The sequence below is a fragment of the Marinifilum sp. JC120 genome (assembly GCA_004923195.1).
Lineage (GTDB): Bacteria > Desulfobacterota > Desulfovibrionia > Desulfovibrionales > Desulfovibrionaceae > Maridesulfovibrio.
Genome location: RDSB01000003.1, coordinates 44553 through 60345, shown reverse-complemented (window position 1 = coordinate 60345; position 15793 = coordinate 44553). Strand labels below are relative to the sequence as shown.

14 protein-coding genes are annotated in these 15793 nt (G+C 47.6%); 8 read left to right on the top strand and 6 right to left on the bottom strand.

Annotated features, from left to right (window positions below; all coding sequences use genetic code 11):
- From D0S45_04385 to cobI, 3 genes are read left to right on the top strand one after another with little or no spacing between them, the layout of a single operon-like run.
- On the top strand, window positions 1–777 hold the full coding sequence (locus tag D0S45_04385) for an ABC transporter ATP-binding protein (GenBank protein ID TIH18460.1): 777 nt from the start codon (window positions 1–3) through the stop codon (window positions 775–777).
- Window positions 701–1633 carry an ABC transporter substrate-binding protein gene (locus D0S45_04380; GenBank protein ID TIH18637.1) on the top strand — a complete coding sequence of 311 codons (933 nt, stop codon included), beginning with the start codon at window positions 701–703 and terminating at the stop codon, window positions 1631–1633. Before D0S45_04385 ends, D0S45_04380 begins: the two co-directional genes overlap by 77 nt.
- On the top strand, window positions 1634–2341 hold the full coding sequence (gene cobI, locus D0S45_04375) for a precorrin-2 C(20)-methyltransferase (GenBank protein TIH18459.1): 708 nt from the start codon (window positions 1634–1636) through the stop codon (window positions 2339–2341).
- A gap of 62 nt (window positions 2342–2403) precedes the next feature.
- Here the strand turns inward: cobI and D0S45_04370 are convergent, their stop codons facing one another.
- A complete protein-coding gene (locus D0S45_04370) occupies window positions 2404–3354 on the bottom strand; it encodes an aminodeoxychorismate lyase (protein ID TIH18458.1) in 951 nt (316 codons plus the stop codon).
- A gap of 328 nt (window positions 3355–3682) precedes the next feature.
- On the opposite strand from D0S45_04370, the gene D0S45_04365 reads away from it, so the two are divergent.
- A complete protein-coding gene (locus D0S45_04365) occupies window positions 3683–5683 on the top strand; it encodes a hypothetical protein (GenBank protein ID TIH18457.1) in 2001 nt (666 codons plus the stop codon).
- Window positions 5684–5823: 140 nt separating this feature from the next.
- Here the strand turns inward: D0S45_04365 and D0S45_04360 are convergent, their stop codons facing one another.
- From D0S45_04360 to D0S45_04345, 4 genes are all read right to left on the bottom strand, one after another.
- Window positions 5824–6852: an aspartate-semialdehyde dehydrogenase gene (locus tag D0S45_04360; GenBank protein ID TIH18456.1), complete on the bottom strand. Its 1029-nt coding sequence runs from the start codon at window positions 6850–6852 to the stop codon at window positions 5824–5826.
- 97 nt (window positions 6853–6949) lie between these two features.
- Window positions 6950–7822, bottom strand: a complete 873-nt coding sequence (locus D0S45_04355; GenBank protein TIH18455.1) for a methylenetetrahydrofolate reductase [NAD(P)H] — start codon at window positions 7820–7822, stop codon at window positions 6950–6952.
- Between the two features lie 121 nt (window positions 7823–7943).
- A complete protein-coding gene (locus tag D0S45_04350) occupies window positions 7944–8348 on the bottom strand; it encodes an NUDIX domain-containing protein (protein ID TIH18454.1) in 405 nt (134 codons plus the stop codon).
- A gap of 118 nt (window positions 8349–8466) precedes the next feature.
- Window positions 8467–10461, bottom strand: a complete 1995-nt coding sequence (locus tag D0S45_04345) for an ABC transporter ATP-binding protein (GenBank protein ID TIH18453.1) — start codon at window positions 10459–10461, stop codon at window positions 8467–8469.
- A 244-nt stretch (window positions 10462–10705) separates the two neighbouring features.
- Here D0S45_04345 and D0S45_04340 point away from each other — a divergent pair, with 244 nt between their 5' ends.
- Entirely contained in the window at window positions 10706–10978 is a 273-nt protein-coding gene (locus D0S45_04340) for a GIY-YIG nuclease family protein (protein TIH18452.1), read from the top strand.
- A 301-nt stretch (window positions 10979–11279) separates the two neighbouring features.
- On the opposite strand, the gene D0S45_04335 is transcribed toward D0S45_04340, so the two are convergent.
- Window positions 11280–11972, bottom strand: coding sequence for a chloramphenicol acetyltransferase (locus D0S45_04335; protein TIH18636.1), 693 nt, complete (start codon window positions 11970–11972; stop codon window positions 11280–11282).
- A 134-nt stretch (window positions 11973–12106) separates the two neighbouring features.
- On the opposite strand from D0S45_04335, the gene D0S45_04330 reads away from it, so the two are divergent.
- From D0S45_04330 to D0S45_04320, 3 genes are all read left to right on the top strand, one after another.
- Window positions 12107–13798, top strand: a complete 1692-nt coding sequence (locus tag D0S45_04330; protein ID TIH18451.1) for a CgeB family protein — start codon at window positions 12107–12109, stop codon at window positions 13796–13798.
- 10 nt (window positions 13799–13808) lie between these two features.
- Window positions 13809–15461: a glycosyltransferase family 2 protein gene (locus D0S45_04325; GenBank protein ID TIH18450.1), complete on the top strand. Its 1653-nt coding sequence runs from the start codon at window positions 13809–13811 to the stop codon at window positions 15459–15461.
- 69 nt (window positions 15462–15530) lie between these two features.
- Window positions 15531–15758, top strand: coding sequence for a YgdI/YgdR family lipoprotein (locus D0S45_04320; protein TIH18449.1), 228 nt, complete (start codon window positions 15531–15533; stop codon window positions 15756–15758).
- Window positions 15759–15793 lie beyond the last annotated feature (35 nt).

Here is a 15793-nt window from a genome sequence, read left to right as displayed (position 1 = left end):
ATGATCAAGATTACGGAGTTAAAGGCCGGATACGGAGGGCGCGAAGTCCTGCACGGGTTAGACCTTGAGTTGCCCGCAGGCTCCATGACCGCCATACTCGGTCCCAACGGGAGCGGCAAGACCACTCTTGTTTCTTCAATCTCCGGTGTCCTTTCTCCATTGAATGGGCGGATTGAGATTGATGGTAGCACGGTTGATTCATACCGTCCTCGCGAACTGGCTTCCCTTATGGCAGTTCTTCCGCAACGGGTGGACCCGGCTTTTGGATTGACCGTTAAATCCATGGTTATGATGGGACGTTATGCCCATGGTTCCGGTTTTTTCGGTTATGATGTCGAGGATGAGCAGATTTGTACCGAGGCCATCGAAAGAGTAGGTATCAGCCACCTGACAGAGCGTTCGGTTGCCGAGCTTTCAGGCGGAGAATTTCAGCGGGTGCTTATGGCTCGTACTGTTGCTCAGCAAGCCCGGATCATGGTGCTTGATGAAGCTTCCTCCGGTGTAGATGTTGCCGGGAAAATTGAGCTTTTTGATCTCCTGAAAAGGATGAACCGCGACGGGGCTACCATTGTCTGCGTGATCCATGATCTCAACTTAGCGGCCCTTTATTTCGACCGTCTGGTATTTCTTTCTCAGGGAAGAGTCATGCTGGATGGTTCGCCTGCTGAAGTAATTACAGAGGAAAATATTTCAAATGTTTATGAAACATCTGTTGCGATTGTGGAGCATCCGAGTCTCCATGTTCCGCAGGTTCTTTTTTCTCCTGCTGCTGATTAGTTTCGCAGGTACTTTTGCGTTCGAGGGGCAGGCGGCGGTTTCCATTACCGATGACTTCGGCAATGAAGTCACTTTGCAGGCTCCGGCTAAGCGTATCGTGGCCTTGTATGGATCGTTCAATGAGATTCTCTATGCCATGGATCTCGGCGATAGGCTGGTGGCCCGCACCGCTGCGGATCATTATCCAGAACAGATTACGGTCCTGCCGTCCATCGGTACTCATATGCGGCCCAATCCGGAACTGATCGTGGCTCTAAAGCCTGATCTTGTCTTGCAGATGGCCGGACGTTCGCAGGCTGCTACAGCTCTTGAACCGCTCAAAGTCAGGGGGATTCCCTGCGCTATGTTTCAGGTGGCCTCGTTTGAGGAAATGTTTTCCGTAATTCGCAGGCTGGGCGTGCTTACCGGGGAGCCGGGGGCAGCAGATAAATTGATTGATTCAATGAATGTGCGGCTTAATGCGGTGTTGCAAAAGTATGTAACTTCTTCAGTTCTGCCGACCGTTTTTTTTGAAATACGTTATCCTAATCTGCTGGCAGCAGGGCAGGGTTCCATTGTGAATGATATTATCCGCCATGCCGGGGGATTTAATTGTGTCGGCAACCATAAAAAGATCGTACGCATGGGTGAAGAAGAGTTAATGCGGATTAATCCGCAGAACTATGTTTATCAGACTGGGCGTATGAATCCATCTCCGGTCATGCCCGATGAACGCAGCCATTTCAAGTTGATTGATGCGGTGCGCAAGAATAGAATTTTAAAGGTGGACGAGTCGGTTTTTTCCCGGCCCGGTCCGCGAAATGTGGAGGCCGTGGAGATTCTTGCGGACTTCCTTCTTAATAACAAAGAGAAATAAATGAATAATTCCGGAAAAATATACGGTATCGGGGTCGGCCCCGGTGATTCTGATCTGTTGACCGTGAGAGCGGTACGTGTGCTTGAAAAAGTTGATGTGGTTTTTGCTGCTTCTTCCACCAAGAACGAATATTCTCATTCACTTGAAATAGCATCCGAATTCGTGCGTGATGATTGCGAAGTGGTCAAGCTGGGCTATCCAATGACCCGCGATAAGGATGTGCTGAACGATGCTTGGGAAGAAAATTGCAGTATTGCTTGTCAGCTTTTGAAAGGTGGTAAAACCGCAGCATTCCTGACTCTCGGCGATCCGCTAATCTATTCCACTTTCGGCTACATGATGCAGACCATGAAGCGGCTTTGCCCTGAAGTTGAATTCGAGGTTGTACCCGGCATTACTTCCTATCAGGCCGCTGCCGCAAGATCGCAGCAGGTGCTGGTGGAGTCCGGTCAAAATCTACTGCTCACCTCTGGAGTTGCCGATCCTGAAAAGTTCGCCAAGTCTTTGGAACTCGTTGATAATGCCGTAATTCTGAAGGCCTACCGTAATTTTCCTGAACTGCGTGAAACAGTTAATGAAATAGGTAAGATGGATGTGAAGTTTTACACCCGTCTGGGGCTGGATGGCGAGGCCATTTATTTGGATATCAACGAAGTGCCGGAAAAAACGAATTATCTTTCACTTATGCTGCTGACAGCTAAGAAGTAGTATTTAAGTTACGCACGAAATTTAAAGGGCCGTGAATCCAGCGAGATTCACGGCCTTTAATTTTAGCTTTTAATAATCGGTGTCCCCGTTTCTTCGAGATCTTTTTGCAGCAGCTCACGCATGCGTTTGCAGATGGGACCGGGGCGAACATCGTGAATTGGCTTTTTGTTGAAGCGCACAACGGCTACTGCATCAATGGATGTGCCGCAGATAATGACTTCTTTTGCTAGCAGGATGTCTTCTTCGGATATGGCTCGGAAATCTACTTCAATCTCATCTTCAATGAGCTGGAGGGCTCGGGCAATGGTGGTTCCAGCCAGAGAGTTGGTAAATTTTGGAGTATACAGCTTACCGTCTGGGCTTACAATGCAGACATTCTCAGTTGCTCCTTCTGCAAGGAAACTCAGGCTGTCAAAGCAGAAGGGCACGTCGAATCCTTCTTCCTTCGCATTGATTTTCATCATTACGTTGGGCAGGTAGTCGATGGATTTGATCGTTGCCAGATAAGGCTGTTTAGCCGGAACCTTACTTCTGAAAGCGGTTACGCCTTTTTCATACCACGAATCCGGTTTGGGTTCGTGTTTGTATACTACGATGTATAGGGACGGAACCGGACATTCATACGGACTGATGCCGAAGCCGCCGGAACCACGACCGAGCATTACTCGGACCATACCGGAATCAACACCGGATGCTCCGGCTACTTCCAGAATGATATCGCCGAGTTCATCCCAAGAGCAGGGTGGTTCAAGGCTGATTGTGCGGGCGGAACGCTTCATACGGCGCAGGTGTGGTTGAAGCTGGTAAAGTTTGCCGTCTACAAATTTCATGCTTTCAAAAATACCGTCCCCGCGATGGACCAGATGGTCGTCCCAAGGCATAAGCATGAGTTTGGGATCGGTGCAGACCAATCCGATGCGGTGCTCGTAAAATGCACAAATTTTATCAGTTCCCGCGCGCATGGCGGAAAGCATGGCATCAATATATTCGTTACTGTCTACTTTTCTAATCAATTCCGGACTCCGTAAATTTATTTAAACCCCATCAGGGATCATAACCGCCATAAGCTTCGGGAATTCCTCTTCCGCAAAGCCAAGTTACCCTACCGCCAAAGGGTGGGCTTCCGCAAGTGAAGATTCTGGAGATGAGTTGAATTTAAATGTCTAAGTAGCCGTGTTTGTATTTCTATTTATGATAGTGTTTAAATTTGTTTTTGGAGTTTTAGTCTTATACATTTGATGCAATATTTTTTTTAGCCATGTTGTACAATGTTTGTATGTGTAGTATCCGTTCTGCATAATTAAAAAAGTTCTTTTAATAGCATTATATTATGGGGTGGGTATGAAAGGGATTTTGAGAGTTCTTTTGCTGTGTCTGTGTTTTCCGTATGTTGCTGTTGCTGATGGTGTGCCTGTCGTTTTTAGCCTTGCTTCAGGGCAGGATGCTAATGATGTTTATGTTACTTTTTTTAATTGTCAGAGCGGTGCCGGGTTAATTTCAGGTACTTTCAATAATGCCAGCGGGGCTCAGGCTTTGAGTACTTCTCAGTCCTATACTATGAAATCTCTCACCAGTGTGACCAGTGTTGCCAATGGAGTTCCTGCCGGAGTTCCTTCTATTCAACTGGATTCATTTCCTTCTGGACGGATATATCTCTCAATTGGTGGTTCTCCTACTGCTACCCCATGTTCTGAGCCCTCTACTGATCCCAATTCAGGTGATGCAAGCCTCGGAGTGCGCTATCAGCCCATGGAACTGGATGTAACTAATGGTGTGGTCAACGCCGATTTAACCTATATTGATTATGCGGCAATCGCCCTTTCATTGATCGTTCAGAATTCAACCACTACTGTTACTAACAGTCCTTTGCTGACCTCTGTGTCAAGCGAGGTGCTTACGGATGCTCTTGGTAAGTCCAGTTCTCCTAATTACCAGACTGTTCAACCCTCTCCCTCAGACAGATTGCCTAGTGCAAATTTTGCAAGGGTTCTTTCTCCTACTACAGCGGCGGAAGTTCCTGATTTTCACGATTGGACTAATTACTTAAAAACTACACTTTACCAGATAACTACCGTTCAAAATAAACCGATTAAAATTTCAGGATTGTTTAGCGGGGTAGGGAATTCGCCCACTGGTAATCCTAAAACCCAGCAGCAGTTATACGATTATCTTGTTACAGTGGATATTAATGGAGATATTACATTTACTGCTCAGGGTAATTCCGGAAATGGTCAAATGGCACCGATTCCGAACGGCCTGCAAGGACCCGGGGTTGGGAATAATAATATTACGGCAACCTTTGCTGATATGAATGCTGCAACCGGTATTTATGGCAACAATCCTAAATATACCCCCCAAGGTGAAGCTAAGACTGCGGGAATTGTGAATGACTTTTATGGCTGGGTGGTCGGTGATTTTGTTGCCGCATTGAGTTGGGGGTTCCCGGGAAGTATTGTAGATTTTAACGGAACCCCTCTCGGCGACTATGCCAGCACTTATTGGTGGGGAGGAACTGCTGTGGATGGTGCGATTGTTGCCGCCGCTGATTCTGCTGTGGGCAAAGGGGTTGTTTTTGGAACAGCTCAGCCAACTGAGCCGGACAATTATCACAGTTACGGAGCTGCTCTTAAAGGTCTTACTGCTGCCTATGGGTTTGGCTTTGAGGATCGTGCCGGGTCGACTCTGATTAATTTTGGCAGGGCAGCACAGCCCAATGCATATCTTGAAATAGGTATCGGCAACCAAGCTGTGCCGGCTGTTCAGGCCAGCAGCTTTCAGGATACAGGGATCACAGTTAACGTGGATGGTTTTGTTCCTAAGACCAAGACAGGGGCTCAGTTGCGGTCAAGTTATAATACTGACGATTTTGTGCCTTATGCTTCAATCTGTTCATTTAATGCAACAATCAACACCAATGGTGGGTGTGCAACGTTTATGATCGACTCAAAAGAGTTGCCTAGCGGCACTGTTTCAGATTTTAAGCTGCTGAAATTGTACGATTCCAACAGTTCCTCGTCACCTTATCAAAATTATTCTTCAAATGGAGCGCAGTTTACGGACGGGTACTGGTGGATCACCGATCTTGCAGGAAATCATCTGGCTCTGACTGATACGGTTACTTATGGAACGCATTATTACATCCATTTCGTTGTCAAAGACAACGGAGACTATGACGCAGACCCGGTTTTAGGCCAGATCACCGACCCTTTTGTAATCGGCGGCACATCATCCAGCGGTTGTGTTATGAATCCTAACGCGGGCGTGAAGTTCGAGCTTATGGCTTTATTGGGAGCCGCTATTCTTCTGTTAGCAGTTCGTAGATTCAGAGATCGAAGAAGTTAAAAATTGTAGCCAATTAAATAAAAAAAACGGTGAAGCTGAGTTTACTCGGCTTCACCGTTTTTAATTTTTAAAGGCACCTTTTAGCAGGTTGAGTTCAAACTATTAAAAAGTTTCTTTGGTTCCCGAAGGGCCGCCGGAGGCTATTTCACACGAACCAAATCGCGTGCAATCAGAGTCTCGGCGATCTGTACGGTGTTCAGCGCGGCGCCTTTGCGGATGTTGTCGGAAACAATCCACATGTTCAGGCCGTTCTCGATGGTTTCATCTTCGCGGATACGACCTACGAAAACATCGTCTTCCCCTGCGCAGTCAATTGCCATAGGGTAGATGTTTTTTTCGGGGAAATCCATAACCGTGATGCCGGGGAAGCTGGCAAGCAAGTTGCGGCATTCCTCAACAGTTACCTTTTCCTCGGTTTCGATGTTCACGGATTCGGAGTGGCTGTAGAAGACGGGCACGCGCACGGTTGTGGCGGTTAGCTTGATGGAATCGTCGCCCATGATTTTTTTGGTCTCGTTGACCATTTTCATTTCTTCTTTGGTGTAGCCGTTATCCATGAAAACATCGATGTGGGGCAGGCAGTTGAAGGCGATCTGGTGCGGGTAGGCACTGGGAACCACTTCTTTGCCGTTGAAAAGTCTGCTCACCTGAGTTTCAAGCTCGGTGATGGCTTTTTGTCCGGTACCGGAAACAGCCTGATAGGTGGAAACGATGATACGTTTGATCTTGGCTTCATCGTGAATGGGTTTTAGCGCAACAACCATCTGGATTGTGGAACAGTTGGGGTTGGCGATGATGCCGGGATGCCAGTCGAGGTCTTCGGGGTTAACTTCGGGAACAACGAGGGGCACTTTGGGGTCCATTCTCCATGCGCTGGAGTTATCCACAACTACGCAGCCTGCTTTGGCAGCAAGGGGAGCGAATTTTTCGGAGGTTCCGCCACCTGCGGAGAAAAGAGCAATATCAAATCCTTCAAAGGAATCTTCTTTCAGCTCGATAACGGTCAGCTCTTCGCCTTTATAGGGAACCTTGGTTCCGGCGGAACGGGCAGAAGAAAAAGGAACAATTTCAGATGCGGGAAAGTCGCGCTGCTCAAGGACATTGAGCATTTCACGGCCAACCGCGCCTGTGGCCCCTACAACAGCAACTCTGGGATTTTTGGTACTCATAGCTAAACCTCCGTATTCTTGACCCGGACCATCGGCAGTCCGGTTTGTCTGTTAATCGCTTGCGGCAATGTAAGCAATTGCCTGTTCAATAGCCGTATTAAAATTTTAATGCCTGACCGATTTCAAGGCAGGCTTTAGCTCTGTTCAATGTATAGAGATGCACTCCGGGTGCGCCTCCGTCGAGCAGTTCCTGTGCCTGTCTGGTGGCAAATTCGATGCCCAGTTTGTAGACCGCATCATCGCCGCCGTCTGCGTGGGCTTTTTCCAGTGCACTCAGGAATTTACCGGGAATGGCCGCGCCGCACAGGGAAAGAATAAATTTTGCGGATTTGAGACTCATGATGGGCAGCACTCCGGGCAGCACAGGCACATCAATGCCCATTCCTTTAAGCCTGTCGCAGAAATCAAAGTAGACCCGGTTATCGAAAAAGAGCTGGGTGATGATGAACTCTCCGCCCTCGTCTATTTTGTATTTCATCCATTTGAAGTCTTCTTTAATAGAAGGTGATTCAAGGTGCGCTTCAGGGTAACCTGCCACTGCGATACCTACACCGGGATGTTGATCTTTTACGTAGGTGACAAGATCGGAGCCGTGTTTGAAGGGCTGGGTGTTGAAATCAAAATTTTCATCCCCGACAGGGGCATCGCCGCGCAGAGCAAGGATATTTTCAACGTTTGCTTCCTGAAGAGCAGAGACAAATTTACTGATGTTCTCCGGGCTGGCACCGACGCTGGTCAGGTGTGCAAGAGGCTCAATCCCTGCATCCTGCTTCATTCTTTTAACAATTTCAAGTGAATTGTCCTGAGTTCCGCCTCCTGCGCCGTAAGTAACGGAAGCAAAAAGGGGATTCAGTACTTTGAGCTTTTCAACAACTTCAAAGAATTTGGGCCATGATTCGCGATCTTTAGGGGGAAAGAATTCCAAAGAGATGAATTGTCCGTTTTTATTAATCAAATCGATGATTTTCATGTGTGTCTCCTGTATGCCTCCGGCGGCTTAAACCCTTTTTGTAAAAAGGGTTTAAGAATCCCAAAAACGTTTAATAGGGCTTCGCCTTTTTCTCAGGCAGATTGTGCGGGGAGGGATCTTATTAATTAAGTTCCCGTTCTTTCAACATTTCTAAGATTTCGTAATTTACTGGAAGGAATTTTACTTCGCGCATGTTTTTGAGGTCGAACCAGTCAAAGCGTTGATTTTCAAGTGATGACACTTGACCGGAGAATTCCCAGATGTCGAAGAAATTTAAGTGTACCGTGTATTCGGGGTACTCTACTGTTTTTTCCATCCAAAAGTCAAAATTTGTGGGAGTTATACCCAGTTCTTCCTGTAATTCACGCACCAGCGCATCGCCCAAGGATTCATTTATTTCAACCTTACCGCCGGGAAATTCCCACCACCCGGCGTAATCTTTGCCTGTGGGGCGCTCAGCAGAAAGGAAAAGTCCATCTTTCCAGATGACGCCTGCAACAACTTGAATTGGATTTGTTTTGGTCATGATTAACAACAGATTTAAGAATTTTCAGAGCGAAGCTTAATAAAAGGTTTTGAAGGGATGGGGTCTGGGGAAGGGAAACTTTTGCAAAAGTTTCCCTTCCCCAGCCGCCGGAGGCATCTTAATTTTCTTCCAAAAGCTGCTTCTTGCGTTCTTCCAGTTCGGCAATTTCTTCTTCGAGAACAGCCATCTTTTCCATCAGCTCGTCAGCCCATGCACAGGTCTCGGTGTAGCGGGAATTTAGCTCCACTGCTGCTGCGCCGTCGCTGTACAACTCTGGATCGTTAAGCTTTTCTTCCATCACACCCTGATCTTCCAAGGTTTTTTCAAGGTCCTTTTCGAGCTTTTCATACTCGGCGGTCTTGGGTCTTAGTTCTTTGTACAGGGCATTGCGGATTTCAGCCTGTCTTCGTTTGTCTTCTTTGCTCAGCTTGCGCTTGGCAGGCTTGTGGCTGTCATTTGGTTCAGCGGAGTCGGATCGGGCTGCGGGTGCTGCAAGCTTTTCCTTACGATGATCATCGTATTCTTTAAAAGAATGAAAAGTATCAAATCCCGAGTCGTTCAAAGCCCAGATTTCGTCGGCGACCTCTCCGAGCAGGTAACGGTCATGCGCTACAAAGAAAAGAGTTCCGTCATAATCCTTCAAGGCCCGGATCAATCCTTCCCGACTTTCGAGGTCCAAATGGTTGGTGGGTTCGTCAAGGATGAGCAGATTGGCCCGTGACAGGAAAAGAGATGCGAGAATCAGCCTGTTTTTTTCTCCACCGGAAAGGGCAGAAACCTTGCGTTCGAAATACCCCTCGCCCAGCAGAAACAGGCCGAGTACACTTTTAAGTTGTTCTTCGGTTGTGTCAGGATCGCAGAGGCGGCGGATTTCGGAAAGCGCAGTCATTTCATCGCGCAGGATGTCGCTTTGGTGCTGGCTGAAATAGGCCAATGAGGTGTTTTGTCCTACTTTAGCAAATCCTGTGTTGGCTTCGAGCATGCCCATGATCACTTTGAGCAGGGTGGATTTACCGGCCCCGTTCGGTGCGGCAAGGGCAACTTTCTTGCCCCGGAAAAGCTGGAAATTAAGTAGCGGCCAGATGGAAGGCGGCTTGCCGTCATATGAAAATTCAAGATCAACCACACTGATGGCGGCTTTATCTCCGCGTGCGGTGGGTGGGAGGCGGAAGCTCAAAGTTCTGCCGGAACGGTTGAGTTCGGCTTCACCTTTAATCTTGTTGAGTTCCTTGGACATTTTTTCCACTTTCTTGATTTTGGACTGTGCCTGCGCGGCCTTACGGGCCTTTACTCGAAAGCGGTTGATGTATGAGTTCTCAGTTTCAATACGTGCGGAAAGCTTGGCGGCTTCGCGGCTGCGCTGCTCTGCGTTTTCTGCCTGCCATTTAAGAAATTCAGTAAAATTACCGCGCCTGACTTGCGGACGCCCGGCCCCGAGAAAAAGAACATGGGTACCGACCTTATCCAGAAAGATACGATCATGGGCTACATAAATTACCGCGCCACGGAAGGAAAGCAGGTAGCTTTCCAGCCATTCCACAGCCTCAAGGTCAAGGTGGTTTGTGGGTTCATCCAAGAGGAGTAAATCCGCACCTTGGAGCAGGACACGGCCCAGCTTAGCGCGTTCACGCCAGCCGCCGGAAAGTTCTTTGATTTTGCTGAGCAGGTCATGTTCGGAAAAACCCAGTCCGGTCAGGATGGTACGGGCTTTGTGTTCGGGGTTGTATCCGAACTGGTGCTCAAGTTCAGCCTGCTTTTCGGAAAGTCTTTCCATGTGAGCTTGGTCATTATTCTGTCCGGCTTCTTCCCATTGCTCCCAGAGCGTATTCCAAGAAGGCAGCGCGGAGAGTACCCAACTGAGCAGGGTGTTTTCGAGAATTTCCCCGGTCAGTTCCTGCGCAACGTAACCGAGGCGCGCACCTTTGGAAATGGAAAGCACTCCACCGTCCGGTTCGATTTTTCCGGCAATGAGTTTGAGTAGGGTGGATTTGCCGCAACCGTTGGGACCGGCCACGGCAAGACGCATTCCGGCACTCACTTCAAATGAAAGGTCGCTGAAAAGGTCTTCCCCGTTATATGATTTCTCAAGGGATGAAATAGTAATTCTGGGCATCTGGTCTCCGGATTGGGCTTTTTAGCTCTCTCAGATAAGGCAAAAAATTGAATGATATCTTTTATATATATTCGCGATCCGCAGTAAATATGGCGGTCCGCGATCATGAACTTAGTAAGCTCGACAAAATATATGCTCAGCCCGCAGAATGCAAGGTTAAATGGGTGCTATCGGGACTTAATCCGTAAATATAGTTTGTGAATTAAGTTTTGACCGTGCCGGAACTAACAGCTATGCCCGATTTATGAGCACATGGTACGTATATCTGCTGCGTTGCAGCGACAATTCTTTATACTGCGGAGTAACCACCGATCCTGCGCGTAGGCTGGAAGAACACAATTTCGGCAAGGGTGCAAAGTACACCCGTTGCCGCCTTCCTGCGACCATGGAAGTGTATGAATCCTTCCCGGATAAACGTGCTGCGTATCGCGCTGAATATGCTGTAAAGCAGAAACGGGCGGGGGAGAAGGTGGGGTTTCTTAAGGGATTGGCACAAGAAAATGCGACTAGAACATAATCTAAATGCTAACACCTCCTAATATCTAAACCATCTTTTTTGTAATCCGTAGTAGCTAAAACCCAATAGCGCTACTGGGAATAAATAGAAGTATATATTTTCAGTTATATAAGAACCCAATAAAGCTACTGCCCATAGCGGAATTAGTTGGCCAATGTTTGCATGGGTTCCTTTGCGGGCATTGCAGTGAGCACATACAATTGCTCCATGGTTGAGTTCACTGCGGCAAAAGGGGCATAGTTCTACATATTCCATATTAAATCTCGTTTGTTAAAATGTTGGTAAAAATAAAAATGTACATTTACAAATACGCCCCCGGCTTCTTGCACATCGTATCAAATTTACTGAAAAAATCTCCAAAATGCTTGCCATCCATGAGACCGTGCAGGGCTTCCACTGCCACGGGCATGATCTTTCTGCCGGACTCGTTCTCAGTGATATGCCCGAACAGGATTCGCGGTACTGAATCCGTATTGCAGTTACCCCAAGGGTTACTGGCGGATGTGAAAGCCACCCCGTTTACCACACTGAAATAGAACAAATTCGGCTTTTCTCCACCTGCGGGGGTGAGAGTCGGTTTTTCATCTGCACTCTGGCGGGCTATTTCGATATTGGCGGCGGTTTCGCTGAAATCCTGCCCGAGCCGGCAAAGGCAGTTGGCGTGTAGACTGCGTTCCTTTGGGATATAAGTGAATGCCGGATGGATCACATCGAAGATAGCAGGCTTTTTGTCCACAATACGGGTGCGGAATTCCGGGACGTCATTAGCTGCGCGGGTTGCCAGATAATAGAGCATGGATGAAAAGCGGATCTTGGTTGAACCGTTATTCTGCTCTTTGCGGTAATTGAAAAGTTCTGTCACATCCTGCTGAATTGTGAAGCCGTAGCGGCTGGTGCAAAGAGATTGAAAAAAGGTAAAATGTTCAGCTCTTTCCCATGTTTCCATATCCAGAAAATTCATATTGCTTTCGGTCTGTAGTGCTTTGTTAATCATATTCATTTTTTATTTATATATTTGAAATTTTGAAATCACGCTTGCGTCAGCTATAACGAATGAAAGACTGATCCGTAAACTCTTCATTTCTTATTCAAAAAAATATCAATCAAGCATTGTCATAGCGTGCTGTCATGACATACATAATCAATATGTCGAAACTAGCTTATACTGTTGAACCAGTGATGGATCAGGACTGCGTTGCGGACGTGCGTATCCATGTGGACGGCAAGAAATGGCACCTCTGGGGACGTAAAGGGGCGGAGCGCGAGCGCGGTCTTGCTGAATCTGTTGCGTCCGGTAAGTTACCTGTGCTGCTTGGCGCAGGACTTGGCGTATGTATAGAAGAATTGCTGAAATCAAGTCCGGTGGCAGTGCTGGATAATGATCCGTTGATTGCTGAAGTTTCCGGGGCGGAAAAATTTCGGGATCACCCGCAGGTTACGTGGCTGAGCGGTGATCCTGTGCAGGTTCTGGAGCAGCTTCGTACGTGGCGTGCTGAGAATGGAAACGGTCCGTTGGAGCTGCTGAAAATCCCATTATACCAACGGCTGGATCGGGAATGGTATCTTGCTATCGGTAACACTCTCGAAGATGAGAAAGAGTCCGCGCCAGTGGATTTCTGGTCCGAGGTTGCCTATCCGAAATTTCGCAATGAAAAACCGAAAGTGCTTTTCTTTCATCGTACTTATTTTTTGATGGGAGAGATTACCGCTGCGCTGGAACGTTTGGGTATAGAATTTCGTAGTGTGGATATTGGCACTGGCGATACGGTGCGCGAAGGATTCGTAGAAGATCTGCTGCGCACGGTGGTGGAATTTAAACCCGATTTTGCTCTGACCGTGAACCATTTTGGAGTTGACCGGGAAGGTAAACTTACTGATTTGCTGCTTAAATTAAAACTTCCACTGGCTTCATGGTTTGTGGATAATCCGCATTTGATTCTCTACCGTTACGCTGACGTGCTGCCTGATTTGACCGCCATATTTACTTATGATGCCGGGAATCTGGAGATCATGCGTGATAAGGGCTTTGACAATGTTTTTTATCTGCCGCTGGCAACGGATGTAGGGCGTTTTAAGCCGGGGCTGTCCGGGCGTGAGGAATGGCGGGCAGATGTCTCGTTTCTAGGCAATTCCATGGTCCATGCGGTGGATAAGTATTTACGCTCGAGCGAGCTTGACGCTGATTTACAGCAGAAGGTGCCGGAGCTGGCAACTGAATTCGGTGAGCGGGCCGAGCTTTCGGTGGAAGAATTTTTGCGTAATTCCTATCCTGAGTTGCTTGAAAAGATTGAAAATTTACCCACTGACGAGAACAGACTTTCCTTTGAAGGCTTGATCACATGGGAGGCCACGCGTCGATACCGTCTTTCATGTGTGCGTGAATTGCTGCCGTTTAAGCCGCTTATTGTGGGTGATGAGGGCTGGCATGAGTTGCTGGAAAAAGGAAGCTGGCGTTATTTGCCTTCTTTGGATTACTATAATGATCTGCCCGCGTTTTATCCCATGTCCAAGGTTGGTTTTAATTGTACCAGCAGACAGATGAAGGGCGCAGTGAATCAGCGGGTCTTTGATGTCCCGGCTTGCGGCGGATTTGTACTTACCGACCATCGGGAGCAGATGGAAGCTCTTTTTGAGCCGGGTAATGAAATTATTTCGTACAATGATATTTCTGAAATCGGCCCGCTGCTGGAAAAATGGCTGGCTGATGATGCGGGGCGAGCCAAAGTAATCGCTGCCGCACGTAAAAGAATTATTGCTGAACATACCTATGAACACAGGCTTTCCACGTTGCTGGAAAAAATGCGTCAAACATTCGGGTAGGGATTAAATTATGTCAGGTAAATTCTGGGGATTTCTAGACAGTGCTTCTCGCTATAGGCTTTTGGTTTCCGGGCATGGCAAACCTCATCTTATGGAGACCGCGAATCGGATCATCAATAGTGCTGATAGCAGTCGTGAGAAGAGCACGCTTATTGATCTTGGCGTGGATATGTTTTTAGCGGCATGGGAATCCAGTCCTCTGGATGGGCAACTGGCCTCCAATCTGTTGGCTATAAATAAGCGGCTTAATTTTTTGCCTGTGCCGCTGGCTGAAACCATTTCCTTGATTGCATCCAATAGTGCTGTTCCTGAAAATCTGGGTTACCTGCAACGGCTTGTTTCCAAGGATGATAAGGATAAGCTTCTTGATTATCTTTCCAAGCAAACCGAGCGGGAGCCGGAGAATCTTTTTTGGCTTTCCCATCTGCTCGATCTGGCTTTCTTTTTGGGGAGACATGAGGTTGCCAGTGCGGCCCTTGCCCGTGACTGGCCCACATCCATGAATATGGTGCTTAATAAATATGCCGGGGATATTGCCTTCTGTTCCGGGGATTATGAGCAGGCTGAAAACATTTATTCTGATACTTCCGGTGGCGCGCTCATTTTGGGTGAGAATCTGCTGCGGCTGGCCGAAAGTGTCGACCGCATGGGTAGGCGCGATGAGGCCATGATTCTCTGGCGGGATCGCATGACTGCCCGTCCGTGGCAGGTCAACACCTGGTTTAAGGTCTATGATCGTTTGCTCGGTGGCGGAGGGGTGGACATGCTGGACGGTCAGGTTGCGGTATGCCTGTATACTTTCAATAAGGCTGACGATTTTGATGCAACCATGAGTTCGCTTGCTGAGTCACCGCTTGATAATGTGCATATTTTTGCGCTTGATAACGGCAGTTCCGACCATACTTCCGAGATTATGGCTAGTTGGAAAGACAGGCTTGGTGATAGATTTCGAAGCATTGACCTTCCGGTGAATGTGGGTGCTCCTGCTGCCCGCAACTGGCTGAAAAATATGAATGAGCTAAAGCTCTATGATTATGTAGCCTATCTCGATGATGATGCTTTGATTCCCGATGACTGGCAGGCCCATTTCAGCGCGGCAGTGGAATCATATCCTGATGCCGGGGTCTGGGGTTGTAAGGTTGTCAATGAGGATCAGCTGGAAGTGATTCAGCATGCTGACCTGCATCTGCGTGAGACCCCTGCTGACTTTGAGGATGTACTCCGTAGTTTTGAATTTTCGTATCTGGACCCGTACAATCAGGATCTTGATTACGGGCAGTTTGATTATTGCCGTCCCTGTGTTTCGGTGACCGGGTGTTTCCATCTTTTCAGGCAGTCAGTTCTGGAGCATAGCGGTGATTTTGACCTGCGCTATTCCCCTACCCAATATGATGATTTGGATCATGATCTGATGCTTGCAGTTGCCGGAAAATCCGCGGTGTATCAAGGTAAATTGCAGGTGAAGCATAAACGAAAATCCGGCTCTGCTTCAACAATCAGCCGTGCCGCCCGTGGCAGCGGGGCGGGGAATGTGATTAAGCTGGAATCCAAGTATGAAGCACGGGATGTAGCCGCAATTATTGCGCGTGATATTGATCGATTGGAAAATGATTTTACTGAGAAGGCCCTTAAGATCGGGCATGTGCTGAAGGAAATGGAATAATAAACTGAGCTCGTTGTTGTATTTGCAATAATCTGCTAGGCTTCACTCAAACCTTACAAGGAGTGGGCTATGAAAAATATTTTTATTGCGGGTTTGTTGTGTGCGGGATTGCTGATTTTTGCCGGTTGTGGCTCAAAGCATCACACAATTACCAAAACAGACGGCTCTACTGCGGTTAGTGTAGGTAAACCGCTATTTAACAAAGACTCCAATACGTATTCTTATGAAAATCTTGATGGTCAGGAAACTATCATCAAGCGTGAGGATGTGCAGCAGATAGAAGAAAATAAGAAATAATTATTGCAATTAAAATCCGGAATCTCATCTTAGCC

What these genes read in the sequence shown, in the direction of transcription:
- D0S45_04380 (TIH18637.1), top strand. Translation starts at nt 701, where the DNA reads ATGAAACATCTGTTGCGATTGTGGAGCATCCGAGTCTCCATGTTCCGC.
- D0S45_04325 (TIH18450.1), top strand. Translation starts at nt 13,809, where the DNA reads ATGTCAGGTAAATTCTGGGGATTTCTAGACAGTGCTTCTCGCTATAGG.
- D0S45_04350 (TIH18454.1), bottom strand. Translation starts at nt 8,348, where the DNA reads ATGACCAAAACAAATCCAATTCAAGTTGTTGCAGGCGTCATCTGGAAA.
- D0S45_04360 (TIH18456.1), bottom strand. Translation starts at nt 6,852, where the DNA reads ATGAGTACCAAAAATCCCAGAGTTGCTGTTGTAGGGGCCACAGGCGCG.
- D0S45_04340 (TIH18452.1), top strand. Translation starts at nt 10,706, where the DNA reads ATGAGCACATGGTACGTATATCTGCTGCGTTGCAGCGACAATTCTTTA.
- D0S45_04330 (TIH18451.1), top strand. Translation starts at nt 12,107, where the DNA reads ATGACATACATAATCAATATGTCGAAACTAGCTTATACTGTTGAACCA.
- D0S45_04365 (TIH18457.1), top strand. Translation starts at nt 3,683, where the DNA reads ATGAAAGGGATTTTGAGAGTTCTTTTGCTGTGTCTGTGTTTTCCGTAT.
- D0S45_04345 (TIH18453.1), bottom strand. Translation starts at nt 10,461, where the DNA reads ATGCCCAGAATTACTATTTCATCCCTTGAGAAATCATATAACGGGGAA.
- D0S45_04320 (TIH18449.1), top strand. Translation starts at nt 15,531, where the DNA reads ATGAAAAATATTTTTATTGCGGGTTTGTTGTGTGCGGGATTGCTGATT.
- D0S45_04385 (TIH18460.1), top strand. Translation starts at nt 1, where the DNA reads ATGATCAAGATTACGGAGTTAAAGGCCGGATACGGAGGGCGCGAAGTC.
- D0S45_04335 (TIH18636.1), bottom strand. Translation starts at nt 11,972, where the DNA reads ATGATTAACAAAGCACTACAGACCGAAAGCAATATGAATTTTCTGGAT.
- D0S45_04355 (TIH18455.1), bottom strand. Translation starts at nt 7,822, where the DNA reads ATGAAAATCATCGATTTGATTAATAAAAACGGACAATTCATCTCTTTG.
- cobI (TIH18459.1), top strand. Translation starts at nt 1,634, where the DNA reads ATGAATAATTCCGGAAAAATATACGGTATCGGGGTCGGCCCCGGTGAT.